This window comes from Citrobacter sp. Cpo089, from assembly GCF_030332695.1.
Lineage (GTDB): Bacteria > Pseudomonadota > Gammaproteobacteria > Enterobacterales > Enterobacteriaceae > Citrobacter > Citrobacter portucalensis.
This window is the reverse complement of the sequence record NZ_JAOWHJ010000034.1, coordinates 27,754-51,736: the sequence shown is the minus strand read 5'-3', so window position 1 is coordinate 51,736 and position 23,983 is coordinate 27,754. Positions and strand designations below refer to the sequence as shown.

The 23,983-nt window shown below is 53.9% G+C and carries 23 protein-coding genes and 1 pseudogene; 14 read left to right on the top strand and 10 right to left on the bottom strand.

Annotation, left to right across the window (positions count from 1 at the left end; translation table 11 throughout):
- The first annotated feature begins 104 nt into the window (after positions 1-104).
- Positions 105-1,136, top strand: coding sequence for an IS630-like element ISEc33 family transposase (locus OGX92_RS05510; RefSeq protein WP_001395480.1), 1,032 nt, complete (start codon positions 105-107; stop codon positions 1,134-1,136).
- A gap of 17 nt (positions 1,137-1,153) precedes the next feature.
- Here the strand turns inward: OGX92_RS05510 and OGX92_RS05505 are convergent.
- Positions 1,154-1,696: pseudogene (locus OGX92_RS05505) on the bottom strand (fimbrial biogenesis chaperone); the annotation flags it as partial.
- Positions 1,697-1,779: 83 nt separating this feature from the next.
- Complete coding sequence (locus OGX92_RS05500; RefSeq protein WP_003835260.1) at positions 1,780-2,358, bottom strand: fimbrial protein; 579 nt, start codon at positions 2,356-2,358, stop codon at positions 1,780-1,782.
- 493 nt (positions 2,359-2,851) lie between these two features.
- Here OGX92_RS05500 and OGX92_RS05495 point away from each other — a divergent pair, with 493 nt between their 5' ends.
- Positions 2,852-4,000: a 3-phenylpropionate MFS transporter gene (locus OGX92_RS05495; RefSeq protein WP_125112739.1), complete on the top strand. Its 1,149-nt coding sequence runs from the start codon at positions 2,852-2,854 to the stop codon at positions 3,998-4,000.
- On the opposite strand, the gene csiE is transcribed toward OGX92_RS05495, so the two are convergent.
- The 7 genes from csiE to OGX92_RS05460 form a co-directional block, all read right to left on the bottom strand.
- Positions 3,995-5,272, bottom strand: coding sequence for a stationary phase inducible protein CsiE (gene csiE, locus OGX92_RS05490; protein WP_286586311.1), 1,278 nt, complete (start codon positions 5,270-5,272; stop codon positions 3,995-3,997). The two genes, OGX92_RS05495 and csiE, sit on opposite strands and share 6 nt — an antisense overlap.
- Positions 5,273-6,178: 906 nt before the next feature.
- Positions 6,179-6,778, bottom strand: coding sequence for a KpsF/GutQ family sugar-phosphate isomerase (locus tag OGX92_RS05485; protein WP_286586309.1), 600 nt, complete (start codon positions 6,776-6,778; stop codon positions 6,179-6,181).
- Complete coding sequence (locus OGX92_RS05480) at positions 6,775-8,412, bottom strand: FGGY-family carbohydrate kinase (protein ID WP_003835250.1); 1,638 nt, start codon at positions 8,410-8,412, stop codon at positions 6,775-6,777. Before OGX92_RS05480 ends, OGX92_RS05485 begins: the two co-directional genes overlap by 4 nt.
- A 17-nt stretch (positions 8,413-8,429) precedes the next feature.
- Positions 8,430-9,383, bottom strand: a complete 954-nt coding sequence (locus OGX92_RS05475; RefSeq protein WP_286586308.1) for an ABC transporter permease — start codon at positions 9,381-9,383, stop codon at positions 8,430-8,432.
- Between the two features lies 1 nt (position 9,384).
- Positions 9,385-10,374: an ABC transporter permease gene (locus OGX92_RS05470; protein ID WP_286586307.1), complete on the bottom strand. Its 990-nt coding sequence runs from the start codon at positions 10,372-10,374 to the stop codon at positions 9,385-9,387.
- Entirely contained in the window at positions 10,367-11,875 is a 1,509-nt protein-coding gene (locus OGX92_RS05465; RefSeq protein ID WP_008785466.1) for a sugar ABC transporter ATP-binding protein, read from the bottom strand. Before OGX92_RS05465 ends, OGX92_RS05470 begins: the two co-directional genes overlap by 8 nt.
- A 103-nt stretch (positions 11,876-11,978) precedes the next feature.
- On the bottom strand, positions 11,979-12,962 hold the full coding sequence (locus OGX92_RS05460) for an autoinducer 2 ABC transporter substrate-binding protein (RefSeq protein ID WP_003037665.1): 984 nt from the start codon (positions 12,960-12,962) through the stop codon (positions 11,979-11,981).
- A gap of 420 nt (positions 12,963-13,382) precedes the next feature.
- On the opposite strand from OGX92_RS05460, the gene OGX92_RS05455 reads away from it, so the two are divergent.
- Together OGX92_RS05455 and OGX92_RS05450 are read left to right on the top strand one after the other, a co-directional pair.
- Entirely contained in the window at positions 13,383-14,021 is a 639-nt protein-coding gene (locus tag OGX92_RS05455) for a DUF1007 family protein (RefSeq protein ID WP_003835241.1), read from the top strand.
- Entirely contained in the window at positions 14,012-14,992 is a 981-nt protein-coding gene (locus tag OGX92_RS05450; RefSeq protein WP_003835239.1) for a nickel/cobalt transporter, read from the top strand. The genes OGX92_RS05455 and OGX92_RS05450 overlap by 10 nt, the downstream gene beginning before the upstream one ends.
- Positions 14,993-15,095: 103 nt before the next feature.
- Here the strand turns inward: OGX92_RS05450 and suhB are convergent, their stop codons facing one another.
- Positions 15,096-15,899, bottom strand: coding sequence for an inositol-1-monophosphatase (suhB, locus tag OGX92_RS05445; RefSeq protein WP_003835237.1), 804 nt, complete (start codon positions 15,897-15,899; stop codon positions 15,096-15,098).
- Between the two features lie 118 nt (positions 15,900-16,017).
- Between suhB and trmJ the strand changes: the two genes are divergently transcribed.
- From trmJ to pepB, 10 genes are all read left to right on the top strand, one after another.
- A complete protein-coding gene (trmJ, locus tag OGX92_RS05440) occupies positions 16,018-16,749 on the top strand; it encodes a tRNA (cytosine(32)/uridine(32)-2'-O)-methyltransferase TrmJ (protein ID WP_003835235.1) in 732 nt (243 codons plus the stop codon).
- Between the two features lie 239 nt (positions 16,750-16,988).
- Positions 16,989-17,480: a Fe-S cluster assembly transcriptional regulator IscR gene (gene iscR, locus OGX92_RS05435; RefSeq protein ID WP_003037674.1), complete on the top strand. Its 492-nt coding sequence runs from the start codon at positions 16,989-16,991 to the stop codon at positions 17,478-17,480.
- A 112-nt stretch (positions 17,481-17,592) separates the two neighbouring features.
- A complete protein-coding gene (gene iscS, locus OGX92_RS05430) occupies positions 17,593-18,807 on the top strand; it encodes a cysteine desulfurase (protein ID WP_003835233.1) in 1,215 nt (404 codons plus the stop codon).
- Between the two features lie 25 nt (positions 18,808-18,832).
- Positions 18,833-19,219 (top strand): Fe-S cluster assembly scaffold IscU, encoded by a 387-nt coding sequence (gene iscU / locus OGX92_RS05425; protein ID WP_002913991.1) that lies wholly within the window; start codon positions 18,833-18,835, stop codon positions 19,217-19,219.
- Between the two features lie 20 nt (positions 19,220-19,239).
- Positions 19,240-19,563, top strand: coding sequence for an iron-sulfur cluster assembly protein IscA (gene iscA / locus OGX92_RS05420; protein ID WP_003835203.1), 324 nt, complete (start codon positions 19,240-19,242; stop codon positions 19,561-19,563).
- A gap of 108 nt (positions 19,564-19,671) precedes the next feature.
- A complete protein-coding gene (gene hscB, locus OGX92_RS05415) occupies positions 19,672-20,187 on the top strand; it encodes a co-chaperone HscB (RefSeq protein ID WP_003835201.1) in 516 nt (171 codons plus the stop codon).
- A gap of 15 nt (positions 20,188-20,202) precedes the next feature.
- Complete coding sequence (gene hscA, locus OGX92_RS05410; protein ID WP_125112734.1) at positions 20,203-22,053, top strand: Fe-S protein assembly chaperone HscA; 1,851 nt, start codon at positions 20,203-20,205, stop codon at positions 22,051-22,053.
- Between the two features lies 1 nt (position 22,054).
- A complete protein-coding gene (gene fdx, locus OGX92_RS05405) occupies positions 22,055-22,390 on the top strand; it encodes an ISC system 2Fe-2S type ferredoxin (protein WP_003037690.1) in 336 nt (111 codons plus the stop codon).
- 11 nt (positions 22,391-22,401) lie between these two features.
- Positions 22,402-22,602 carry a Fe-S cluster assembly protein IscX gene (iscX, locus tag OGX92_RS05400; protein ID WP_003037694.1) on the top strand — a complete coding sequence of 67 codons (201 nt, stop codon included), beginning with the start codon at positions 22,402-22,404 and terminating at the stop codon, positions 22,600-22,602.
- A 61-nt stretch (positions 22,603-22,663) separates the two neighbouring features.
- Positions 22,664-23,947, top strand: a complete 1,284-nt coding sequence (gene pepB, locus OGX92_RS05395) for an aminopeptidase PepB (RefSeq protein WP_008785461.1) — start codon at positions 22,664-22,666, stop codon at positions 23,945-23,947.
- The last annotated feature ends 36 nt before the right edge of the window (positions 23,948-23,983 follow it).

Here is a 23,983-nt window from a genome sequence, read left to right as displayed (position 1 = left end):
CTAAATAGCTGCGCGGAATAGTAGATCACTGAAAGGGAACTCAGCCCGGATTGTGCGATCTGATCAATCGCCAAACCAACCAAAATCACCAACCGGACTGAGCGATGCCGATCATAGTACCAATACCCCGTGGCGAACGACGCCTGATGCAGAAAGCTATTCATAAAACGCGTGATAAAAATCATGCCCGCAGACTCACGGCCATGCTGATGCTTCATCGGGGTGAACGGGTCAGCGATGTTGCCAGAACTCTCTGTTGTGCCCGTTCATCCGTTGGTCGCTGGATTAACTGGTTTACGCACTCAGGTATTGAAGGCCTGAAATCCTTACCCGCAGGGCGCTCCCGACGCTGGCCTTTTGAACATATCTGCACCCTGTTACGTGAGCTGATAAAGCATTCTCCCGGCGATTTTGGTTATCAACGTTCACGCTGGAGCACCGAATTACTGGCAATAAAAATCAATGAGATAACCGGTTGCCAGTTACATGCAGGAACCGTTCGCCGCTGGTTGCCATCTGCGGGGCTTGTATGGCGCAGGGCCGCGCCAACTCTGCGTATCCGTGACCCACATAAAGATGAAAAGATGGCGGTAATCCACAAAGCGCTGGATGAATGCAGCGCAGAGCATCCGGTATTTTATGAAGATGAAGTGGATATCCACCTTAATCCTAAAATCGGTGCGGACTGGCAGTTGCGCGGACAGCAGAAACGGGTAGTGACGCCGGGGCAGAACGAAAAATACTATTTGGCCGGCGCACTGCACAGTGGCACGGGTAAAGTCAGCTACGTGGGCGGCAACAGCAAAAGTTCAGCGCTGTTTATCGCTCTGCTGAAGCACCTGAAAGCCACTTACCGGCGGGCGAAAACAATCACGCTGATCGTTGATAACTACATTATCCATAAAAGCCGCGAAACACAGCGCTGGTTGAAAGCAAATCCCAAGTTCAGGGTAATTTACCAGCCGGTTTACTCGCCGTGGGTGAATCATGTGGAACGGCTATGGCAGGCACTTCATGACACGATAACCCGTAATCATCAGTGCCGCTCAATGTGGCAGTTACTGAAAAAGGTCCGCCATTTTATGGAAACCGCCAGCCCATTCCCCGGAGGAAAACATGGTCAGGCAAAAGTGTAGCGGTATTAGGCGCAGCTATTTAGCGCAAGACCGGCGAATACGACGTGATAAGCCGATGGGTTATATATATCTAACTCATTATTGCTATATTTATATTCAAGAGATTTATAAGCGTCGTAAGGCTTGCCGACTAAATTTGTCGGGCGATAAAATAGTTTTATTCGTGTTTTAAATACCAGCGTTAGCGTATTATTATTCGCATCGGTGGTTTGGTTTTTGGCAGGAATAGCGCGCACATTAATAAAGAACAACGATTCTTTATCGTTAGCAATGTTTTCAGATGATTTTATAATTCGTAATGATGAATTGTTATCAGCATCGAGGCGAAAAAGCGGCGGCGTAATAATAAAGGGGCCTCGTGCGGTTCCCTGTGCATTGTCGACCCACGACTGCAATAAATAAGGCAGACCTTCACTGCGGTTAGCCACCGGCAGCGCGGCCTCTTTTTTCCCGGCATCGTAGATGACACGGGTTCTCTGTAGCACAATACCGCCAGCGAGGCTTTGGCTGACCCAACTGCCCAGCACCAATGCCAAAGCGAGCGCGGTGTTTTTTTTCATCGCTGTAATCCTTAACCTGATGTCAAAAAACGTCTCTTTCCATCTCAGCGGGAAGAAGGGATGGAAAGAGACGGTATACGGGATTAGCGGTAGTCGATGGTGACGTCAACGCTGGCGTTGGCTTCGCCTGGGGAGATCTCTTTAGAATCTACAGTGGAGACGTAATAGGCTTGTAGCCCTACGATAGTGGTGCCATCGGCTTCCGGGGCAAAGCTGATTTTTGAATCAGCCGCGGGCAGCTTATTCAGGACCATCGTTGCGTTGTCGCTGGCTCTTGCGATACGGATGCCCACGCCGGTTGCGGCGGTATCCATGCTGCTAACGGCGACCAGATCGTCGTGATCGGCTACGGTGCCGCCAGCGCGCGTTTCCAGCCACAGTTGGAACGAGTTGTCCGTTGTGCCATCAACGTGCTCCCACGGGGTGGCTGGGCAGTTTTCCAACGGAATATTAACCGGAATCGCCGGGCTGGTATCACCGACAGTTTTAAACTGCGCGGCGGCGTAATGACCCAGTTCCACGTTGATGACGTCACCATCGGCGAATTCACAGGTGCTGGTTAGAATTTCACCCGTAAATTCAATTTTACCGTCCGTCGCCCATGCGCTTCCCGCAGAAAGCGCCAGCAAGCTAACCGCTATAGATTTTGCAATTTTGTTCATTAAAGTCCCTCTTATTTGATAAACCTGTTAGCAATTAAATTAATGAAAAGACAAAGAGCAAAATTAATTGCTGGGCAATGGTATTCGATATGCGCTGGCAGTCATATTAATAAGCGAGATTTTCAGATTATATTTATTAAAAATGAACGAGCTAACTGCTATTACATTTAAATAATTTTAAATTGGTGGGGAGTCAAAATATTGTAATCACGAATATTGGCTGTTAAGTGATATACTTGCGATGATATTAAGGCTTTTGTTATTCATCTGAGTATTTTTCGCAAAATCCATTCAATTACTTGCATTACTGTTTATTCATCCCAGCATGTTCTCTGCTGTAAAATCATACAGATGTAAACGATTGCGGATGCGGATGACCAATCGTGTTGGTTAAAGGTGATGTTTGTCACAATTATTTCGTAAATGTGAACGGTAGTACTCTTCAGAATGTGGTTTGAGTCATTAGACTAGGGCTTCCAAAACAGGAGGACCCATGGCTTTGCATTCCACGCGCTGGCTGGCGCTCGGTTATTTCACCTATTTCTTTAGCTACGGTATCTTTCTGCCTTTCTGGAGCGTCTGGCTCGAAGGGTTAGGGCTGACGCCGGAAACCATCGGTTTACTGCTGGGCGCGGGGCTGATTGCCCGTTTTCTCGGTAGTTTGCTGATTGCGCCGCGTGTGAGCGATCCCTCCCGGCTGATCTCAGCGTTACGTATTCTGGCTCTGTTGACGCTGGTGTTTGCGCTGGCCTTCTGGGCGGGAACCAACGTGGCGTGGCTGATGGTGGTGATGATCGGCTTTAACCTTTTTTTCTCACCGCTGGTACCGCTGACCGACGCGCTGGCCAACACCTGGCAGAAACAAATCACCATGGATTACGGTCGGGTACGACTATGGGGATCCGTGGCTTTTGTGATCGGCTCCGCGTTAACCGGCAAACTGGTGAGCCTGTTTGACTATCGGGTGATCCTGGTCCTGCTATCGCTTGGCGTCGCCTCGATGCTGCTGGGCATGATGATTCGCCCGAGCGTGCAGCCAGCGGGTGAAAACCGTCAGCAGGAGAGTGCGGGATGGCCCGCCTGGCGCGCGCTGATAACCCAGAGCTGGCGTTTTCTTGCTTGCGTGAGTCTGCTACAGGGGGCGCATGCTGCGTATTATGGTTTCAGCGCCATCTATTGGCAGTCTGCTGGATATTCCGCTTCGGCGGTGGGCTATTTATGGTCACTAGGTGTGGTGGCGGAGGTGATTATTTTCGCGCTTAGTCACAAGCTGTTCCGTCGCTTTAGCGCCCGCGATCTGCTGCTGCTTTCCGCCGTTTGCGGGGTGGCGCGTTGGGGATTGATGGGCTGGAGCACCGAGCTGCCGTGGCTGATCGTGGTGCAAATCCTCCATTGCGGAACCTTTACCGTCTGCCACCTGGCGGCAATGCGTTATATCGCGGCACGCCAGGGGAGCGAAGTTATTCGTTTGCAGGCGGTGTATTCCGCGATAGCGATGGGCGGCAGTATCGCCATCATGACCGTATTCGCGGGCTATCTGTACCAGAATCTGGGCAGCGGCGTGTTCTGGGTGATGGCGCTGGTGGCGCTCCCGGCAATCGTTCTGCGCCCGAAGGTGGTCGCGCAGCCTGCAACGTTATGATTCGAGAATTTTGCGGATCTGCTGCTGCTGATGCGGCGTAAGCGCCAGATCCGCATGAATCAACGGGGGTGAAAATAGCGGTAGTGGCGTGGTGTACGGCGTAATAATCAGCGTTACACCGCGCGGAGCACCCTCTTTTTGAAAGTCCTGCATCGGCATATGTTTTACGTTGAGCGGCAGCAGCGTCAGTTCGCGTAGCTGTTGCTCTATTTGCACTTCAAGTTGTTCATTACTACCGGTCAGCAGGATTATCTGCTTTTCGTGTAAATCCTTCTCCTGCATCAGCCAGGCGCCGAAAATAACGGCCACCAGCCCGATCTCTTCTTCGGAAAATTGCACATCGTATTCGGCCTCGAAGCCGTGAATCGCCTCGCGGGTAGTACGAACCAGCCGGGGATAAAGGCGGCTGAACTCCTCCGGCAGCGTGTTATCAATGCCGATGGCAAACACGCTGCGGTTCAGTGCCTGAGCCAGGTGGATATACAACTGGTCATTTAGCCCTTGCTCATCGCTGAAGCGCACATTGCCATACTCGCGAAAACGTAGCACCAGCCGCGCAATAGCAAGACGCAGGCGGCGATCCTGATTGTGATTATCGCGAATCGGGTCGGGGATACGAAGCATTGAGAACAGCAACGCCATAAACAGCGATTCGCCCAGTGGTGCACTCTGCATGACGTGGCGCTGCCAGTGACGGCCAATTTCCTCTGCGAGCGGATATTCCGCGCAGGATTGCGCCCAGCGTTGCTGGAGTGGGTTAAACTCCGGGGTGATCCCCGCGTGGTGCTGTAGCAGGCAATACTGTAAATACAGACGCAGGAACTGGATGTCACGACACTCAAACGGTTTCTGCAAGCGCCGGGAACACAGATTAATGAGCGCATGCAGATTGGTGTCGTCATACAGCGTACGTGCGATCCCCCTTTGTTTAAGTTCTGCTTTTAACGCCGGGGTAAACTGCTGAGCGATAAAGGCAGGGCAAATCCGCAGGCCACGGCGCAGCCACTGCAACAGACACAGACGTTGATTTAGCGGGGTTCCTTCGATCGTATAGCCACCATTCTGCGCGGTGGCTATCGCGAGCCGGTGATAGCGCTGGATTTCGAGTCCTGCGCCAATAATATCTTCCTGAACCGTGGCATCATCGACGCCGTTGAGGCTGCTGAAGGTTTGTGTAGTCGCGATTTGCCCCGGCAGGAAAAGCGTCAGCAGCACCTGGCAACGGCGCTGGGGAGCGGAAAGTACAGATGGTGGGGCAAGCGTTGACATCATCTGTAGGATCTCCCGTGAGTATGTTTGATAAGAATAGCTAAAGTTTGCTCATAGATTTTGAGAATGGAATGCTTTCCACCAGGAATGCTGGAGAGCGTCACAGAATTTTTAACGTGCGGAACAGATAGCGGTAGTGGAACGCAGCGCGTTAATCCGCTTTTTCACTGTTTTATCTTTAGTTGGGATATAAAAAATGCCAGAGGGGGGAATGCTGGCGGAGGGAGGTATAAACATGCTATCGCAGAGAAAGGGTTCCGTTCACCTCATGTTCATCGTTTCTCTGTACACTGAACGCCAGTGAACGTGTTAAGGGTGCTATCGCGCACCCTTAACAATCCCGGCTCCCGGCGGGAAAATTGCCGCTCCGCGGTGCCCTCCGCTTATTCCTCCAGGCTACCGGGCCGGGCGCGATGTAACGTCCCTGTAAAGCGCGCCCTGAGCCAGCATCCATGCTGGCTCTCCCAGCCTTACGGAAACACGTCGGCAATTTTCAGCCGGACCAGCCGCGCCTGACCATCTGTATTTTTATTTGAACATGTTTGAACAGCAAAACAGATTTAACTGAAAATCAGAGAGTTGAAGCGATACCCTCCGGTCCGGCTGAAAATCGATGAGGCGTTGACGGCTGACCGGGTCTGCCTGCATGGATGCAGGCTCGGCCCCGGCCCGACAGGCAGACGGAATAAGACGAATAACTCGCGTAGCGACGATTTTCCCGCCGGGAGCCTGGGTTGCAAGGGAGGCGGCGGTGAGCCTCCCTTGCACGTTCACGTGTATAGCGATATCAGAGAAGCGATGCACATAAGGTGAACGGAAACTTATTCAGAGTAAAACGTTCTCCCTACATGTTTAACTGACCGCCATTACACCTGCAAATAGGGGGGTTAAAAAGAGCGTTGTCTGGCGTTACTTACCACCGCTCAGCGTTAATCCCACATCACCACCTGGATGCACAGACAACAGCGTCTCCTTTGAGTAACCGCTTTCGCTCATCAGGCAGGCGCAGGCGGCGTCAAAGATAGCCAGCACCAGTAAAATAGAGGTGGTGGCTAACATGTTCAGCGGGTCGGCCTCACGCTGGACGCCGGTGGAAATCACCAATCTCGACGCTTTAGCAATGGCTGAATCGGCGTTTTCAGTCACGCTCAGAATCGGCACATTTCGCGCATTCAGCCCGGGCAACAGCCGGGTGAGTTCGTCCGAATTCCCCCCACGCGACAGCATAATCACCAGGTCGTTGTCGCGTAAAAAACCGAGATCGCCATGCGCCGCGTCCGTCGCGTTGAGGTAGATCGCCGGGCGTTCCACGCACGCAAGCATATGCGCCACTTTACGCGCCGCAATGCCGGAGGTACCGACGCCAGTGACAACGATTTTGCCCCGGCAACCGCGCAGCTCCGCCATTAGCGACTGCCAGAGCGGTTCAGTCAGATGCTGCCCCAGACCCGCCAGGGCATCGCTATAGAGCTGAAATACGCCGGTAGCCTGAGACCAGGAGTTACTCATGCTTCCTCCTGCATCAACTGGCGATATTTCATATGATCCTGATACATCTCGTGGAATACCCGATATTTGCGATCGTAGTACTGCTTAATGCGATTTGTTTGCGGGGTAACCGTTTTACCAATCCGACTCATCGCCGACATCGCTTCCGGGAAGGTTTCGAATACGCCCGCGGCGATAGTTCCCATCATGGCGCCACCCAGCAGCATGGCCTCGCTCTCTTCAGGCAGCAGCATGGCGCAGCCGGTGGCGTTGGCATGTTCCTGAACGAAGATCGGGTTTTTCGTCCCGCCGCCGCTGGCCATTATCGTATCGATGGTGTAGCCGCTTTGATTCATCGTTTCAATGATATGGCGGGTTCCCAGCGCAATGGCCTGGATGGTCGCAAGGTACTGTAGCGCCATATCTTCCGGCGTACGTGACAGCTTCAGTCCGGTGATTGCGCCCGTGAGCGTTGGGTTAGCGCGCGGCGAGCGGTTGCCGTGGAAATAGGGCAGGATGTGCATGTCGCGGGTTAAAAACGCGATATCTTCCGGCTCACCGGCCATTTTACGCAACAGCGCATTCAGCACTTCGTAAATGGTTTGCCCCTGAGATTTAGCCTGTGCCAGCAGGGTTTCGTAGCAAGGATGCGACTGAATAACGTGGTCGATTAACGCCCCGGTTGCCGACTGCCCACCTTCGTTAAGCCAGTATTCTGGCAGTACGGCTGAGTAGTAAGGACCCCAGACGCCGCCGATAAAACGTGGCTCTTTGGAAATTGCCATGTGTCCGGTAGAGGTGCCGCCAATCAGCGCGATACGACGGTCAAAATCCGCCACCTCGCCGGAAACACCGCTTGCCCCGAGCGTGCCGAGGGTACCGGCGTGGGCATCGATGATCGAGACGCTGACAGCTGTCCCCGGAATCAGCCCCATTTCGCTGGCGGCGCGCGCAGACAGCCCGTGACCGAGCGGTTCGCCCATGGTTTTCACGTAGCGACCAATTTTGGCGGCATCATGCTCCAGCAAATCTTCCAGCCCAATCTGGCGGAAATAGCTGGCATCCCATTTGTCTTCATGGCCCATATAGGTCCATTTACACACCGTCGAACACAATGAGCGCGTGTCATCGCCCGTTGCGCGCCAGGTCAGGAAATCGGGCAGGTCAAAGTAGTATCCCGCATTGGCCCAGGTGTTGGGCATATGTTGCTTCAGCCATAGCAGTTTTGGCGTCTGCATTTCCGGGGAGATAATGCCGCCAACGTAGTCCAGCACCCGATGATGCAGGGCGTTGATGCGCTCGGCCTGAGTAATGGCGCGGTGATCCATCCACACAATGATGTTCTGTTCGCTGCGCCCGGACGGGCTAATGGTCAGCGGTTTACCTTCTTTGTCCAGCACCACCAGTGAACAGGTCGCGTCAAAGCCCAGACCTTTCACCTGGATAGGGTTGATATCCGACTGGTTAATCGCATCGCGAACCGCGTTACACACCGCCTGCCAGATGTTATCGGAAGACTGCTCAACAAAATCGGCCTGCGGGCGGTAAATCTCGATGGCCCGACTGGCCTGACCGACCATTCTGCCGTTGAGATCAAACACGCCAGCACGGGCGCTTCCGGTTCCGACATCCACACCAATAAAGTAACTTGCCATAATTTTTTCTCCTGAAATCAGGCTTTACGATTCTGTAATGCGATAAAGAGGATCAGCACCGCGCCCCACAGCGCCATCGTCAGATAGCTGCTGACCCCCAGCAAGTTAAGGCCGCTTTCCAGCATTTGCAGCACAATCAGTGCCAGCACCAGGCCGATAATGCGCCCGAAGCCGCCATCCGGGTTGATACCGCCGAGGACGGAGGCAAGGATGGTGACCAGCAGGTAGGATTCACCGTATCCGGCTTTAGCTGAGTTGAATTTCGCCATCATCAAAATGGCGGCGACCCAGCCGAGCAGGGCAGAAATCACGTACACCGAAATTTGTACCCTCACGGTATTCACGCCGCTGTAGCGGGTAGCCTGTTCATTGGAACCAACGAGATACAGGCTGCGCCCAAGCGTGGTGTGTTCCAGCAGTACCCACAGCAGGATTGCCACCAGGAAAAAGAGCAGTAGCGCCACCGGAACACCGGCAATCGTGGCGTTACCAAGGTACTGAATGGCGGTCGGGAAACCGGAAATCACCGTCCCGTTGGAAAGCAGAATATTCAGCCCGGAGATAAGCGTCATCGTGCCGAGCGTGGCGAGAATAGGCGAGACCCCGACCCAGGCAATCAGCACACCGTTGAGCGTGCCGATAGCCACCGCCACGGCAGCGCCTGCCAGCAGCGCCAGCACCAGAAACAGCGGGTTATCCGGATGGGTGACGATAATCGCCGCCATCACCAGCGAGCAGGCGTTCGCCCCGGCAATAATCGACAAGTTAATGCCGCCGGTCAGCATGGTCATGCCCATCCCGAGGGCCAGCATGCCGAGGATTGGTAGCTGTGAGCCAATCGACTGGAAGTTAGCGACGCTAAAGAAACGGCTGCCGAGCAGGGCCGAGAAGACCAGGGCGACGACCACAATAATCACGCATTGCAGACGAATGATGGCATCACCGGGTAAAAATCTGGCGATTGTTTTCATCTCAAAGCTCCCTTGCCAGTTTGCGTTTTTCGTTCCAGGCCGTGGCGCTAATGCTGACCAGGATAATGGCGCCGCTGAACACGGTGTGCCAGTAAGAGGAGACGCTGAGCAGCGTCAGGCCATTTTGTAAGAAGGCCAGCAGAACCACGCCGAGCAGGGTTCCGGTCAACGTACCGCGCCCGCCGCTCATGCTGGTTCCGCCGAGTACTACCGCCGCCAGCACCGTCAGCTCAAAGCCGAGCAGTGAATTGGGCGCAACTGACTGGGTGATTTGTGCCTGAACCACGGCGGCAATGCCTGCCAGAATGCCCATGTAGCCATAGACGTAAAAATGCAGCTTCAGCAGATTCAGCCCAAGGCGCGAGGCCGCGTCGCGGTTGCCGCCCATGGCGTAAACCTGACGGCCAAGACGGGTATAGTTCATCAGCACGGCGGTAAAGATGATCACCGCCGCCAGGCACAGCAGGGGCAGGGTCAAACCGTAGTCGTAGCCATCCGCTGCGGTGAACGAGAACCAGTTAATGCCGTTCATAAACCAGTCCGGGAAGCCGTACAGCCAGGTGCCTTTGGTGGCGTAAACCAGCAGACCGTAGTAGACGTTCAACGTCGCGATGGTAATGATGATTGCCGGAACGCGTAGCCAATAGACCAGAAAACCGTTGATCAGCCCAAGCAGCAGGCCCACCGCAATGGCGATGATTAACGCCAGCGCGAAGTTGCCGCCGTGACCGATAACCCAACTGGCCATTGCATACTGGGCTATCGCGGTCATCGCCGGAAATGAGATGTCGATCCCGCCGGAAATCAGCACTACAAACAGCCCACAGGCCAGGATGCCGAGAATCGCGTAGCTGGTGGCCACATCCGTCAGGTTCCCCAAAGACAAGAACTCGTCGGTGCTGATGCTCAGCCCAACGGCAAGGGCTACAACCAGCAGGCACAGCCAGAACTCATGTTGCCCGATTAAACGGGAGAGATGCATCTTATTCATTGATTACCTCGACCACTTCAGCAATCTCCTCTTCACGGCATTGATGAGGATTAAATTCCGCCACCAGCTTGCCGCGACGCATTACCAGCACACGGTGGCTGTTGTAATACGCTTCCGGGATTTCATCGCAAATCATCAGCACCGCCATACCTTGTTCAGCCAAATCGCGGGCTATCTGGTAAATACCCTCTTTGTTGGCGATATCCACGCCGACGGTAGGCGAGTCGAGGATCAGGATGCGGGGATTGGTCGCCACCCATTTGGCAATGGCGATACGCTGGGCATTACCGCCGGAAAGGGTTTTGACCGGCAGGTGCGGATCGGACACTTTGATATTCAGTTCGCGGATTAAATCGGCGACCAGCTTTTGCGCTTTACGATGATCGAGCAGGCCGCTACCGGTGTGCAGTTGATCAAACACCGTGACGATGGTGTTGTCATAGATCGACTGCTCCATGATCAGCCCCTGCGTCAGGCGATCTTCTGAGACATAGCCGATCCCGTGTTGGATGGCGTCATGGTTATTGCGCAGAGTAACCGGCTGACCGTTAATGCGAATCTCGCCGCTTTCCGGGTGCGTCATACCAAACAGGCTCAGACAAAGCTCAGTGCGCCCGGCACCCAGCAGACCAACAATGGAGACGATCTCGCCGCCGTGCAGCGACAGATTAATGTTTTGGTATTTGCCTCTGCGGCTCAGATTGCGCAGCTCAAGCAGCGGCTCTTGCTCAATCGCGGGCCTTTCCGGCAACGGGCTGTAGTGGAAGCGTTGTCCGGTCATCAGGAAGGCCAGCTCGTGGCTGTCGAGTTCGCTGGCAGGGTATGTGCCCACCAGTTTACCGTCGCGCATTACGCTGATGCGGTCAGCCACTTCCATCACCTCATCCAGACGATGGCTGACAAACACGACGCAAATTCCGGCCGCTTTCAGTTCATTAACTACCCGCAGCAGGCCATTAACCTCCTGGCGGGTTAGCGAGGCGGTGGGCTCGTCCATAATCACCAGACGCGCATCGGCGGCAATCGCCCGGCAAATGGCGACCAGCTGTCGATCCGCAATTGAGAGTTTTTCAACTTTTTTATCGGGATCGATATTCACCCCAATACGTTTCATGGCTGCCAGCGCCTGCTGTTTCATGGCGCCACGACGCACCCAGATATCGCCACCCGGCAGATAGCGGTTGACCGCGATATTTTCTGCGACGCTAAAGTTGGGGAACAACGACAGGTCCTGATAAATAACCTGAATGCCATAATGGGAAGAGAGCTGCGGCGTCAGATGATGGAACAGTTTTCCGTCGAGTAAAATCTGCGCGCCTTTTTCCGGATGATAAACCCCGGAGATCACTTTAATAATGGTACTTTTACCACAGCCGTTTTGACCCGCCAGACAGTGAACTTCGCCTTTTCTCAGCGTCAGATTCACGTTATCCAGCGCCAGCACGCCCGGGAATTGTTTGCTGATATTCTCAAGAGTGATAAATGCGGTGGTGTCTGCCATGGACAATACCCCTGCGCGCGTCCGGGGGGACGCTGAGTGTTAGTTTGGTTGATAGCGCCGACCAGACGGTCGGCGTTAAGGTTCCCTGGTGTTGGCTAAAGCCTTAGAAACCAAGTGATTGTGCGTTGTCTTTGGTGACTTCGAGGATCTTGTTAAAGCGGATCACTTTCTTCTCCGTGTCGATATCGGCTTTCCCTAAACCATCGATACTCAGATCGGCGTTCACTTCTTTGCCCTGCAACAGCTGATCGGCAACGGTGACCAGCGCGTAGCCCGCGTCTTTTGGATCCCACAGCAGCGCTTTTTTGATATCACCGCGCATCAGATAAGGCGCCGCCTGTGCTGGCATGGCGATCCCGACGACGGCGATCTTGTCTTTGGCGCGTTTTTTCTGCACAGCCTGACCCGCACCGATTGGACCCAGTGAACCGAAGCCGATAATGCCCTTCATCTGCGGGTAGGTTTTCATCAGATCCAGCGTTGTGGCGTAGGATTTATCGATGCTTTCCGCGACCGGCAGACGTGAAGTGACCTCGAACATTTCCGGATATTTTTCTTTCTGGTACTTAATTGCATAATCCGCCCACGCGTTATGTAGTGGGACTGTCAGCGAACCAACATAGATGGCATATCCGCCTTTGCCGCCCATATTTTTCGCTAACTCATCGACGTTGGCCTGGGCGTATTTTTCACTGTCGATGGTTTCGATATCCCACTGGCCAATTTGCTCATCCGGGGATTCGTGCGTCAGCACCACGATGCCTTTATCGCGCGCTTTTTTCAGTACCGGCTCAAGGACCTTGGCATCATTCGGCACCACGATGATCGCATTAACGTTTTTGGCGATCAGATCCTCAATCACTTTCACCTGCTGCGCCGGGTCCGGCGTTGAAGGCCCGGTCTGGTAAGCATTCACATCCAGTTTTTTTGCTGCTTCATTTACGCCGGTTTCCATCCGGTTAAACCATGGGATCCCGGTGACTTTGGCAACCACAGCAATTTCATATTTTTCCGCCGCAAAGGACGTGCCGGACAACATGCATGCAGAAACCAGGGTTGCACTGAGTAATGCGAGTTTGAATTTCATAGTTGTACCTTTCGTAGGGGGCAGGACATGTCACGGCGTGAAGTTAACAATGAATGGAAGAGGGAATGAATCATAAGTTTTACGAATGTGATCTATGCCCATTATTGTGAATTTATGGAAATAAAATAGTTAACAATTGGTTAAATTTGCATAGTTTTACATTCAGGTTTTCAAATTAAGTGTTAATTAAATATTAAAATGAAACCATCAATTAACATTTTGTTATCATTTGACTTAAGTTTTGACGCCTAAAAGGTGTTTGGGGGGAATTTCCTGAAGAAGAAATTATCGAAATTGAGAACTGAATCGATACCGGAAAAGGGTGCTCAATATTTTTTCGTTCAATGGTATCCTCAGCACACTTTCGCCAAACCCGGCATCATTATTTGTGGCGGTGTAGATTTTCATCGTGGAGAACTCATGCAAGGCGTTAAACGTATCATTATCACGTTGTTTCTCGCTGTCCTGTCCTTTGGCGCAGGCGCGCATCCCCACAGCTTTATCCATCTGAAAACTGAGATAGTGAGCGAGAATGACCAGTTCGTCGCGCTGAAAATGCGCTGGACGATGGATGAAATTACCTCGGCGGATCTGCTTTACGATGCGGGAAATGCCAAACCTGGTGATGAGATCTGGAAGAAACTGGCGGCGGAAGTGATGGCCAACGTTCTCGGGCAGCACTATTTCACCGAAGTGTGGCACGACGGGAAAAAGGTAAAGTTTAAAAACAGACCGACGGAATATGGCATGGAGCGTGAGGAACATCAGGCGGTGCTGACGTTCGTTCTACCTCTGGCCGAAGCTCAGCCGCTGAGTGGTCAAAAATATACCCTTTCAACCTTCGACCCGACCTACTACGTTGATATGAGCTATGACAAAGACAGCGACGTCAGGCTGGGGCAGGCCATAAGCCAGAAATGCCGTATTTCAGTACATACGCCGACGCCGAATGAACAAACTCTGAGCTTTGCGCAGTCGCTGGATAAAGAAGACGCCCCGCCGGAGGATATGGAGTTGGGTAAACAATTTGCACAGACGGTGACGCTGCAATGTCAGTAGTTTATCAACAACGCGCAGCCAGACGTCGCTGGCTGACGCTATGGCCGCTGGCGGTCTTTTTGCTGCTGGCGGCAGGCGGCATACTGTGGTTATGGCAGGCCTGGCCACAGGTGATGATGAAAAGTGTCGTCTGGCAGCGCGATGTTAACCAACAGATGAGTGGATTGCTGAAAGCGGTTGCCGCCAGTCCGACCCAGGCCGGGGGATCGCTGTTGTTGTTTAGTTTTCTCTACGGCGTTCTTCATGCGCTGGGGCCGGGACATGGAAAAATCGTCATTGCTACCTGGCTGGCAACGCATCCCTCGAAGCTGAAGTCGAGTATTGGTCTGACGCTGGCCTCATCTTTATTACAGGGGCTGGTCGCCATCGGACTGGTGGTTGTGGTGCTTACCATCTTGCAGTTGCCTGCACGACAGCTACATATGAGTAGTTTCTGGCTGGAGAAAGGGAGTTATGCTCTGGTTGGCGTGTTGGGTGTTTTATTGTGCGTCCGTGCGCTGAAGAAATTGCGCCAGCTGCTGCGCCGTCCAAAATTCACTGCCTTCACGCCGCATCATGTGCATCACGAGGGTTGCGGCTGCGGGCATCAGCATTTGCCCGATCCTGAACAGTTGCGAAGCGGGGATGACTGGCGCGCCCGGCTGATGATCGTGCTGTCTATGGGGATGCGCCCGTGCTCGGGGGCCATTATGGTTTTACTGTTCAGCAAAGTGGTTGGCGTGTTTAGCTGGGGTATGGCGTCGGCGCTGGCGATGGCGGCAGGAACCTCTTTGACGATTACGTCACTGGCTCTGCTGGTACACAGTTTCCGCTCGCTGGCGGTGAAACTTAGCGGGCATAAAGCGCCGGTATTGTGGCGACAGATTGGCTGGACGACGCTGGCATTAGCCGGTGGTGCGGTGCTGATCGCTGCTGCGGTAGTGATGTGGATGAGTGCGGTGCCGGTAGGGCGAGGGATAAGACCGTTTTAGCACTGTTGTAGGATGAATGCCTGATGGCGCTTCGCTTATCAGGCCTACGGGGAACTTCCCTGGTAGGCCGGATAAGGCGCTAGCCGCCATCCGGCATCAACGATTAGCGCTTCAGCGCATCGCTCAGTTCGTCACGCATGTTAGCCAGCATGGCTTTCACTACGCGCGGGTTACCTGCAACGATGTTGCCGGTCGCCATGTAGTTATGACCACCGGTAAAGTCGCAAACCAGTGCGCCAGCTTCACGGGCAATCAGCTCACCTGCGGCGAAATCCCACGGGCGCAGGCCAATTTCGAAATACCCGTCAACTCGGGCTGCGGCAACGTAGGCCAGATCCAGCGCAGCAGAACCGGTGCGGCGGAAGTCCGCGCATTCGGTAAACATGTTGCCAAGAATTTTCATGTAAGAAGCGGCGTGCTGTTTGGCTTTGAACGGGAAACCGGTGGCGATGATGGTGCCATCCAGATCGCGGGCGGTGCTGCCACGCAGACGGTAGCCGTTCAGCTGTGCGCCCTGGCCACGGGTTGCGGTGAACAGTTCGTTACGCATTGGATCGTAAACAACGGCGACTTCAGTACGGCCTTTGATGCGTACTGCGATGGATACCGCGAAGTGCGGCAGACGTTTTACGAAGTTGGTGGTGCCATCCAGTGGATCGATAACCCATTGAACATCCAAATCTTCACCAACATGTTCACCGCTTTCTTCGGTGATGATGGTGTGCTGTGGGTAAGATTTGCGAATCGTTTCGATAATAATCGCTTCGGCGGCTTTATCGACGTTAGTCACGAAATCATTGCTGCCTTTCTGGCTGGTTTCTACAGAGTCTGGGGTTTCGTAGTGTTTGGCAATTACATTACCCGCCTTGCGCGCTGCGCGCACGGCGATGGTCAGCATCGGATGCATCGGTCTCTCTCACTGGATGTTAAAGAACGGGAAAACGGCGCAGAGTATAGCAGCGAGTTCGGAATATGTCTTCGTTTTATGATAATATGCCCGAATAATCTTTAGCCGAAGAAATACAATGCTGCAAAATATTCGAATCGTGCTGGTGGAAACCTCTCACACTGGCAACATGGGCTCTGTAGCCCGCGCAATGAAAACCATGGGTTTAACCAATCTGTGGCTGGTAAATCCACTGGTTAAACCGGACTCCCAGGCCATCGCCCTGGCAGCGGGTGCCAGTGATGTGATCGGCAGCGCGCAGATCGTCGATACGCTCGATGAAGCGCTGGCGGGCTGTAGCCTGGTGGTAGGCACCAGTGCTCGTTCCCGCACGCTGCCGTGGCCGATGCTGGATCCGCGTGAATGCGGTTTAAAAAGTGTCTCTGAGGCGACGAACTCGCCGGTGGCACTGGTGTTTGGCCGCGAACGTGTTGGTTTGACCAACGAAGAGCTGCAGAAGTGCCATTATCACGTCGCCATTGCCGCGAACCCGGAATACAGTTCGCTCAACCTGGCGATGGCGGTGCAGGTTATCTCTTATGAAGTGCGCATGGCCTGGCTGGCGACGCAGGAAAGCGACAAGACCGTAGATTACGAAGAAGCAGAGTATCCGCTGGTCGATGATTTAGAGCGTTTTTACGGTCATCTGGAGCAAACGCTGCTGTCAACCGGGTTTATCCGTGAAGGGCACCCGGGGCAGGTGATGAATAAGCTGCGCCGTCTGTTTACCCGTGCGCGTCCAGAAAGCCAGGAGTTGAACATCCTGCGCGGGATTTTAGCTTCAATCGAGCAGCAGAATAAAAGCAAGTAACTGTACTAATGCCGGATGCGCTTCGCTTATCCGGTCTACAGGCCGCACGATTCGTAGGCCGGATAAGCGAAGCGCATCCGGCAAGTGAAAATGGCACTGAAGGTTAAATACCTGACTAAATTAGTCAAGTAAATAGTTGACTGATTTAGTCGGGAATGTCAGACTTGCCCCTGCTATGCAATACCCCCATTTTACAATAAAAAACCCCGGGCAGGGGCGAGTTTGAGGCTAAGTAAGACATGAGACTGACATCAAAAGGGCGTTATGCCGTGACCGCAATGTTGGACGTTGCGCTCAACTCCGAAACGGGCCCGGTACCGTTGGCTGATATTTCTGAACGTCAGGGAATTTCCCTGTCATATCTGGAGCAGCTGTTTTCCCGTTTGCGTAAAAACGGTCTGGTTTCCAGCGTACGTGGACCAGGCGGCGGGTATCTGCTGGGTAAAGATGCCGGCAGCATCGCAGTAGGTGAAGTGATTAGCGCTGTTGACGAGTCTGTAGATGCGACCCGTTGCCAGGGCAAAGGCGGTTGTCAGGGCGGCGATAAATGCCTGACCCACGCGCTGTGGCGCGATCTGAGCGATCGTCTGACCGGTTTCCTCAACAACATTACGTTGGGCGAACTGGTAAATAATCAGGAAGTCCTGGATGTGTCTGGTCGCCAGCATACCCATGACGCTCCACGCACTAATCGTGCTCAAGACGCGATCGACGTTAAGTTACGCGCATAATAAAAGTATTTTAGAATCAGGCCGGGGTGCTACACACCCCGTTAACTCGGTCGTACATCCAGCCGGTTGCCTGATTCCTTGCATTGAAGCGATGTACGGAGTTTATAGAGCAATGAAATTACCGATCTATCTCGATTACTCCGCAACCACGCCGGTGGACCCGCGTGTTGCCGAGAAAATGATGCAGTGTCTGACCCTGGACGGAAACTTTGGTAACCCAGCGTCTCGTTCACACCGTTTCGGCTGGCAGGCTGAAGAGGCGGTAGATATCGCCCGTAACCAGATTGCCGACCTCGTGGGCGCTGACCCGCGTGAAATCGTATTTACTTCCGGTGCGACTGAATCCGATAACCTGGCGATTAAAGGTGCAGCCAACTTTTATCAGAAAAAAGGCAAGCACATCATCACCAGCAAAACCGAACACAAAGCCGTGCTGGATACCTGTCGTCAGCTGGAGCGCGAAGGGTTCGAAGTTACCTACCTCGCCCCGCAGCGTAACGGCATTATCGACCTGAAAGAACTTGAAGCGGCAATGCGTGACGACACCATCCTCGTGTCCATCATGCATGTGAACAACGAAATCGGCGTGGTGCAGGATATCGCGACTATCGGCGAAATGTGCCGTGCTCGCGGCATCATCTATCACGTTGATGCGACCCAGAGCGTGGGCAAACTGCCTATCGATCTGAGCCAACTGAAAGTTGACCTGATGTCCTTCTCCGGCCACAAAATCTATGGTCCGAAAGGTATCGGTGCGCTGTACGTTCGTCGTAAACCGCGTATTCGTATTGAAGCGCAGATGCACGGCGGCGGTCACGAGCGCGGTATGCGTTCCGGTACGCTGCCTGTGCACCAGATCGTCGGTATGGGTGAAGCTTACCGTATCGCTAAAGAAGAGATGGAAACCGAGATGGCGCGCCTGCGCAGTCTGCGTAACCGTCTGTGGAATGGCGTGAAAGATATGGAAGAGGTGTACCTCAACGGTGACCTCGAGCAGGGCGCACCAAACATTCTCAACGTCAGCTTCAACTTTGTTGAAGGCGAGTCGCTGATTATGGCTCTGAAAGACCTGGCTGTATCCTCCGGTTCTGCATGTACTTCTGCAAGCCTGGAGCCATCCTACGTGCTGCGCGCGCTGGGGATGACCGACGAGCTGGCACACAGCTCAATTCGTTTCTCTTTAGGTCGTTTCACTACCGAAGAAGAGATTGACTACGCCATCAATCTGGTTCGCAACTCCATCGGCCGCCTGCGCGACCTTTCTCCGCTGTGGGAAATGTTCAAACAGGGCGTGGATCTGAACAGCATTGAATGGTCACATCACTAATCGGTACCGATAAGGAGAATTCAGCATGGCTTACAGCGAAAAAGTAATCGATCATTACGAGAATCCACGTAACGTGGGCTCTTTTGACAACAGCGACGAGAACGTGGGCAGCGGCATGGTGGGTGCACCGGCCTGTGGCGACGTGATGAAGTTGCAGATCAAAGTCAACAATGAGGGTATCATTGAAGACGCGCGTTTCAAGACTTACGGCTGCGGTTCCGCTATTGCTTCCAGCTCTCTGGTTACCGAATGGGTAAAAGGGAAATCTCTGGACGAAGCACAGGCGATTAAAAACACCGATATCGCCGACGAGCTTGAACTGCCACCGGTGAAAATTCACTGCTCTATTCTGGCTGAAGACGCGATTAAAGCCGCGATTGCGGATTACAAAAGCAAACGTGAAGCAAAATAATTAAGAGTTGAGGTTTTATTATGTCGATTACCTTAAGCGACAGTGCAGCAGCGCGTGTAAATACCTTCCTGGCAAACCGCGGTAAAGGGTTTGGTCTGCGTCTGGGCGTGAGAACCTCCGGCTGCTCAGGTATGGCCTATGTACTGGAATTTGTTGACGAGCCGGCGGCTGAAGATACCGTGTTTGAAGACAAAGGCGTAAAAGTCGTGATCGACGGTAAGAGCCTGCAATTCCTCGACGGTACGCAGTTAGACTTCGTCAAAGAAGGTCTGAACGAAGGGTTTAAGTTCACTAACCCGAACGTGAAAGACGAATGTGGATGCGGCGAAAGCTTCCACGTGTAACGCGCTTACTGATAACCCCACCGTGGTCGCCTGCGCGTGGGGTTTGTTTTACCTGACTCTCTGGTTTTGCCTCATCGAACAACAGAGAATCGATGCCCTGAGAATGTTATGGACTACTTCACCCTCTTTGGCTTACCGGCCCGTTATCAGCTCGATACTCAGGCGCTGAGCCTACGTTTTCAGGATCTACAACGTCAGTATCATCCTGATAAATTCGCCAGCGGTTCCCAGGCGGAACAACTTGCTGCGGTTTCGCAGTCCGCCACTATCAACCAGGCCTGGCAAACGCTGCGTCATCCTTTGATGCGCGCCGAATACTTATTGTCTTTACACGGTTTTGATATCCGCAGCGAGCAGCACACGGTGCGCGATACCGCGTTCCTGATGGAGCAACTTGAGCTGCGTGAAGAGCTGGACGAGATTGAACAGGCAAAAGACAGTCAACGTTTAGATGCGTTTATGAAACGCGTCAGCGAAATGTATAACGTTCGCCATCAACTGATGGTGGAACAGCTGGATAGCGAGACGTGGGACGCAGCAGCAGATACCGTGCGTAAGCTGCGTTTTCTCGATAAACTGCGAAGCAGTGCAGAACAACTCGAAGAAAAACTGCTCGATTTTTAATTTCCGGAAGCGAAAATGGCCTTATTACAAATTAGTGAGCCTGGTCTGAGCGCCGCGCCGCACCAGCGTCGTCTGGCGGTAGGTATCGATTTAGGCACTACCAACTCCCTGGTTGCGACCGTACGCAGCGGCCAGGCCGAAACGCTGGCAGACCATGAAGGTCGCCACCTGTTGCCGTCAGTGGTTCACTATCAGCAGCAGGGCTACTCTGTCGGTTACGATGCCCGCGCCAATGCAGCGTTGGATACGGCAAACACCGTCAGCTCGGTAAAACGCATGATGGGCCGCTCTTTGGCGGATATCCAGGCGCGTTACCCGCATCTGCCATATACGTTCCAGGCGAGCGAAAACGGTCTGCCGATGATTGAAACCGCTGCCGGTTTGCTTAATCCGGTGCGCGTCTCCGCTGATATTCTGAAAGCGCTGGCCGCGCGGGCTACCGAATCGCTGTCCGGCGAACTGGACGGCGTGGTAATCACCGTTCCGGCTTACTTTGACGATGCACAGCGTCAGGGGACCAAAGACGCCGCGCGTCTGGCGGGCCTGCACGTATTGCGTCTGCTGAACGAACCGACCGCAGCGGCGATCGCGTATGGTCTGGACTCCGGTCAGGAAGGCGTGATCGCAGTCTACGATCTTGGCGGCGGTACGTTTGATATTTCTATTCTACGCCTGAGCCGTGGCGTGTTTGAAGTGCTGGCGACCGGCGGTGATTCCGCGCTCGGCGGCGATGATTTTGACCATCTGCTGGCCGATTACATTCGCGAGCAGGCGGGCGTGGCCGATCGCAGCGATAACCGCGTACAGCGTAAACTGCTGGATGCCGCGATTGCAGCGAAAATCGCACTTAGCGACGCTGATTCTGTAACGGTTAACGTGGCTGGATGGCAGGGTGAAATCACCCGTGAAACCTTTAATGAACTCATTTCCGCACTGGTCAAGCGTACGCTGCTGGCCTGCCGTCGCGCGCTGAAAGATGCGGGCGTGGAGCCGCAAGATGTGCTGGAAGTTGTGATGGTTGGCGGTTCAACGCGCGTGCCTCTGGTACGTGAACGCGTCGGTGAATTTTTTGGCCGCACGCCGCTGACCTCTATTGACCCGGACAAAGTGGTCGCTATCGGTGCGGCAATTCAGGCGGATATTCTGGTCGGGAATAAGCCGGACAGCGAAATGCTGCTGCTGGACGTTATCCCGCTGTCCCTGGGACTGGAAACCATGGGCGGTCTGGTGGAGAAAGTGATCCCGCGTAACACCACTATCCCAGTGGCGCGCGCGCAGGACTTTACCACCTTTAAAGATGGCCAGACCGCGATGTCCATTCACGTGATGCAAGGCGAGCGTGAACTGGTGCAGGACTGCCGTTCTCTGGCGCGTTTTGCGCTGCGCGGCATCCCGGCATTGCCAGCAGGCGGCGCGCATATCCGCGTGACCTTCCAGGTGGATGCCGATGGGCTGCTGAGCGTCACCGCCATGGAGAAATCCACCGGCGTTGAGTCCTCAATCCAGGTTAAACCGTCCTACGGTCTGACCGACAGTGAAATCGCCTCCATGATTCAGGATTCGATGAGTTTTGCCGAGCAGGACGTAAAAGCCCGTATGCTGGCAGAACAGAAAGTCGAAGCGGCACGCGTACTGGAAAGTTTATCCGGTGCGCTGAACGCTGATGCCGCGCTGTTAAGCGCCGCAGAACGTCAGGCTATCGACACCGCCGCCGCGCACTTGAGCGAGGTTGCACAGGGTGACGATGTTGACGCGATAGAACAAGCCATTAAAAACGTAGACAAACAAACCCAGGAATTCGCCGCTCGCCGCATGGACAAATCCGTCCGTAGCGCGCTGAAAGGCCATTCCGTGGACGAGGTTTAATATGCCAAAGATTGTTATTTTGCCTCATCAGGATCTCTGTCCCGATGGCGCAGTTCTGGAAGCTGAGACCGGCGAAACCATTCTCGACGTTGCCCTGCGTAACGGGATCGAGATTGAACACGCCTGTGAAAAATCCTGTGCCTGCACTACCTGCCACTGCATCGTGCGTGAAGGTTTTGATTCTTTGCCGGAAAGCACAGAAGAAGAAGACGACATGCTGGATAAAGCCTGGGGACTGGAGCCGGAGAGCCGTTTAAGCTGTCAGGCGCGGGTAACCGAGGACGATTTAGTGGTCGAAATCCCACGTTACACAATCAATCATGCGCGTGAGCATTAACAGAGGGTAGTATGGGACTGAAGTGGACCGATAGCCGCGAAATCGGCGAGGCGCTGTATGACGCTTTCCCCGATCTCGATCCCAAGACCGTTCGTTTCACCGATCTGCACCAGTGGATCTGTGACCTGGAAGAGTTCGATGATGATCCTCAGGCATCGAACGAAAAAATCCTTGAGGCCATTTTGCTGGTCTGGCTGGACGAAGCCGAATAAGTCAACGGGCTGCCCACGGGTGGCCCGTTTTCCTGTATGCGCGAAAATAAGGATAAATAAAATGACAGAAGCCATGAAAATTACGCTTTCCACGCAACCCGCCGATGCCCGCTGGGGTGAAAAGGCGACATACAGCATTAATAATGACGGCATTACCCTGCACCTGAACGGAAAAGATGACCTCGGCCTTATCCAGCGTGCCGCGCGTAAAATCGACGGCCTGGGCATTAAACACGTTCAACTGGATGGTGAAGGCTGGGATACCGAACGTAGCTGGGCGTTCTGGCAGGGCTACAAGGGACCAAAAGGCACCCGCAAAGTTGAGTGGGCCGCTCTGGACGAAGCGCAGCGCAAAGAGCTGGATAGCCGTCTGAAGATTATTGACTGGGTGCGCGATACCATTAACGCCCCGGCAGAAGAGCTGGGCCCTGAACAGCTGGCGCAGCGCGCTGTTGATCTGCTGTGCTCCGTCGCGTGCGATAACGTCTCTTACCGCATCACCAAAGGTGAAGATCTGCGCGAGCAGAACTACATGGGTCTGCATACCGTGGGTCGCGGCTCTGAACGTCCGCCGGTGCTGCTGGCGCTGGACTACAACCCAACAGGCGACAAAGAAGCCCCGGTTTATGCCTGCCTGGTTGGTAAGGGAATTACTTTTGATTCCGGTGGTTACAGCATCAAGCAAAGCGCATTTATGGACTCAATGAAGTCCGACATGGGCGGTGCGGCAACGGTCACCGGCGCGTTGGCATTTGCCATCACCCGTGGTCTGAACAAGCGCGTGAAGCTGTATCTGTGTTGCGCGGATAACCTGATTAGCGGCAACGCCTTTAAGCTCGGCGATATCATTCACTATCGCAACGGTAAAAAAGTTGAAGTGATGAATACCGATGCCGAAGGACGTCTGGTGCTGGCCGATGGCCTGATCGATGCCAGCGCGCAGAAACCGGAGCTGATTATTGATGCTGCCACGCTGACCGGCGCGGCGAAAACCGCGCTGGGCAATGATTACCACGCGCTGTTTAGCTTTGATGATCAGCTGGCTGCTCGCCTGCTGGCAAGTGCGGCGCAAGAAAACGAACCGTTCTGGCGTCTGCCGCTGGCAGAGTTCCACCGTAGTCAGTTGCCGTCTAACTTTGCCGAACTGAATAACACCGGCAGCGCGGCTTACCCGGCTGGTGCAAGCACCGCGGCGGGCTTCCTGTCCCATTTCGTGGAAAACTACCAGCAGGGCTGGCTGCATATCGACTGCTCCGCAACCTATCGCAAAGCGCCGGTTGAGCAGTGGTCTGCGGGCGCAACCGGTCTGGGTGTGCGCACGATTGCGAATCTGCTGACCGCATAATTTATTACTGTATTGCCGGATGGCGCTACGCTTATC

What these genes read in the sequence shown, in the direction of transcription:
- OGX92_RS05510 (WP_001395480.1), top strand. Translation starts at nt 105, where the DNA reads ATGCCGATCATAGTACCAATACCCCGTGGCGAACGACGCCTGATGCAG.
- OGX92_RS05500 (WP_003835260.1), bottom strand. Translation starts at nt 2,358, where the DNA reads ATGAACAAAATTGCAAAATCTATAGCGGTTAGCTTGCTGGCGCTTTCT.
- OGX92_RS05495 (WP_125112739.1), top strand. Translation starts at nt 2,852, where the DNA reads ATGGCTTTGCATTCCACGCGCTGGCTGGCGCTCGGTTATTTCACCTAT.
- csiE (WP_286586311.1), bottom strand. Translation starts at nt 5,272, where the DNA reads ATGATGTCAACGCTTGCCCCACCATCTGTACTTTCCGCTCCCCAGCGC.
- OGX92_RS05485 (WP_286586309.1), bottom strand. Translation starts at nt 6,778, where the DNA reads ATGAGTAACTCCTGGTCTCAGGCTACCGGCGTATTTCAGCTCTATAGC.
- OGX92_RS05480 (WP_003835250.1), bottom strand. Translation starts at nt 8,412, where the DNA reads ATGGCAAGTTACTTTATTGGTGTGGATGTCGGAACCGGAAGCGCCCGT.
- OGX92_RS05475 (WP_286586308.1), bottom strand. Translation starts at nt 9,383, where the DNA reads ATGAAAACAATCGCCAGATTTTTACCCGGTGATGCCATCATTCGTCTG.
- OGX92_RS05470 (WP_286586307.1), bottom strand. Translation starts at nt 10,374, where the DNA reads ATGAATAAGATGCATCTCTCCCGTTTAATCGGGCAACATGAGTTCTGG.
- OGX92_RS05465 (WP_008785466.1), bottom strand. Translation starts at nt 11,875, where the DNA reads ATGGCAGACACCACCGCATTTATCACTCTTGAGAATATCAGCAAACAA.
- OGX92_RS05460 (WP_003037665.1), bottom strand. Translation starts at nt 12,962, where the DNA reads ATGAAATTCAAACTCGCATTACTCAGTGCAACCCTGGTTTCTGCATGC.
- OGX92_RS05455 (WP_003835241.1), top strand. Translation starts at nt 13,383, where the DNA reads ATGCAAGGCGTTAAACGTATCATTATCACGTTGTTTCTCGCTGTCCTG.
- OGX92_RS05450 (WP_003835239.1), top strand. Translation starts at nt 14,012, where the DNA reads ATGTCAGTAGTTTATCAACAACGCGCAGCCAGACGTCGCTGGCTGACG.
- suhB (WP_003835237.1), bottom strand. Translation starts at nt 15,899, where the DNA reads ATGCATCCGATGCTGACCATCGCCGTGCGCGCAGCGCGCAAGGCGGGT.
- trmJ (WP_003835235.1), top strand. Translation starts at nt 16,018, where the DNA reads ATGCTGCAAAATATTCGAATCGTGCTGGTGGAAACCTCTCACACTGGC.
- iscR (WP_003037674.1), top strand. Translation starts at nt 16,989, where the DNA reads ATGAGACTGACATCAAAAGGGCGTTATGCCGTGACCGCAATGTTGGAC.
- iscS (WP_003835233.1), top strand. Translation starts at nt 17,593, where the DNA reads ATGAAATTACCGATCTATCTCGATTACTCCGCAACCACGCCGGTGGAC.
- iscU (WP_002913991.1), top strand. Translation starts at nt 18,833, where the DNA reads ATGGCTTACAGCGAAAAAGTAATCGATCATTACGAGAATCCACGTAAC.
- iscA (WP_003835203.1), top strand. Translation starts at nt 19,240, where the DNA reads ATGTCGATTACCTTAAGCGACAGTGCAGCAGCGCGTGTAAATACCTTC.
- hscB (WP_003835201.1), top strand. Translation starts at nt 19,672, where the DNA reads ATGGACTACTTCACCCTCTTTGGCTTACCGGCCCGTTATCAGCTCGAT.
- hscA (WP_125112734.1), top strand. Translation starts at nt 20,203, where the DNA reads ATGGCCTTATTACAAATTAGTGAGCCTGGTCTGAGCGCCGCGCCGCAC.
- fdx (WP_003037690.1), top strand. Translation starts at nt 22,055, where the DNA reads ATGCCAAAGATTGTTATTTTGCCTCATCAGGATCTCTGTCCCGATGGC.
- iscX (WP_003037694.1), top strand. Translation starts at nt 22,402, where the DNA reads ATGGGACTGAAGTGGACCGATAGCCGCGAAATCGGCGAGGCGCTGTAT.
- pepB (WP_008785461.1), top strand. Translation starts at nt 22,664, where the DNA reads ATGACAGAAGCCATGAAAATTACGCTTTCCACGCAACCCGCCGATGCC.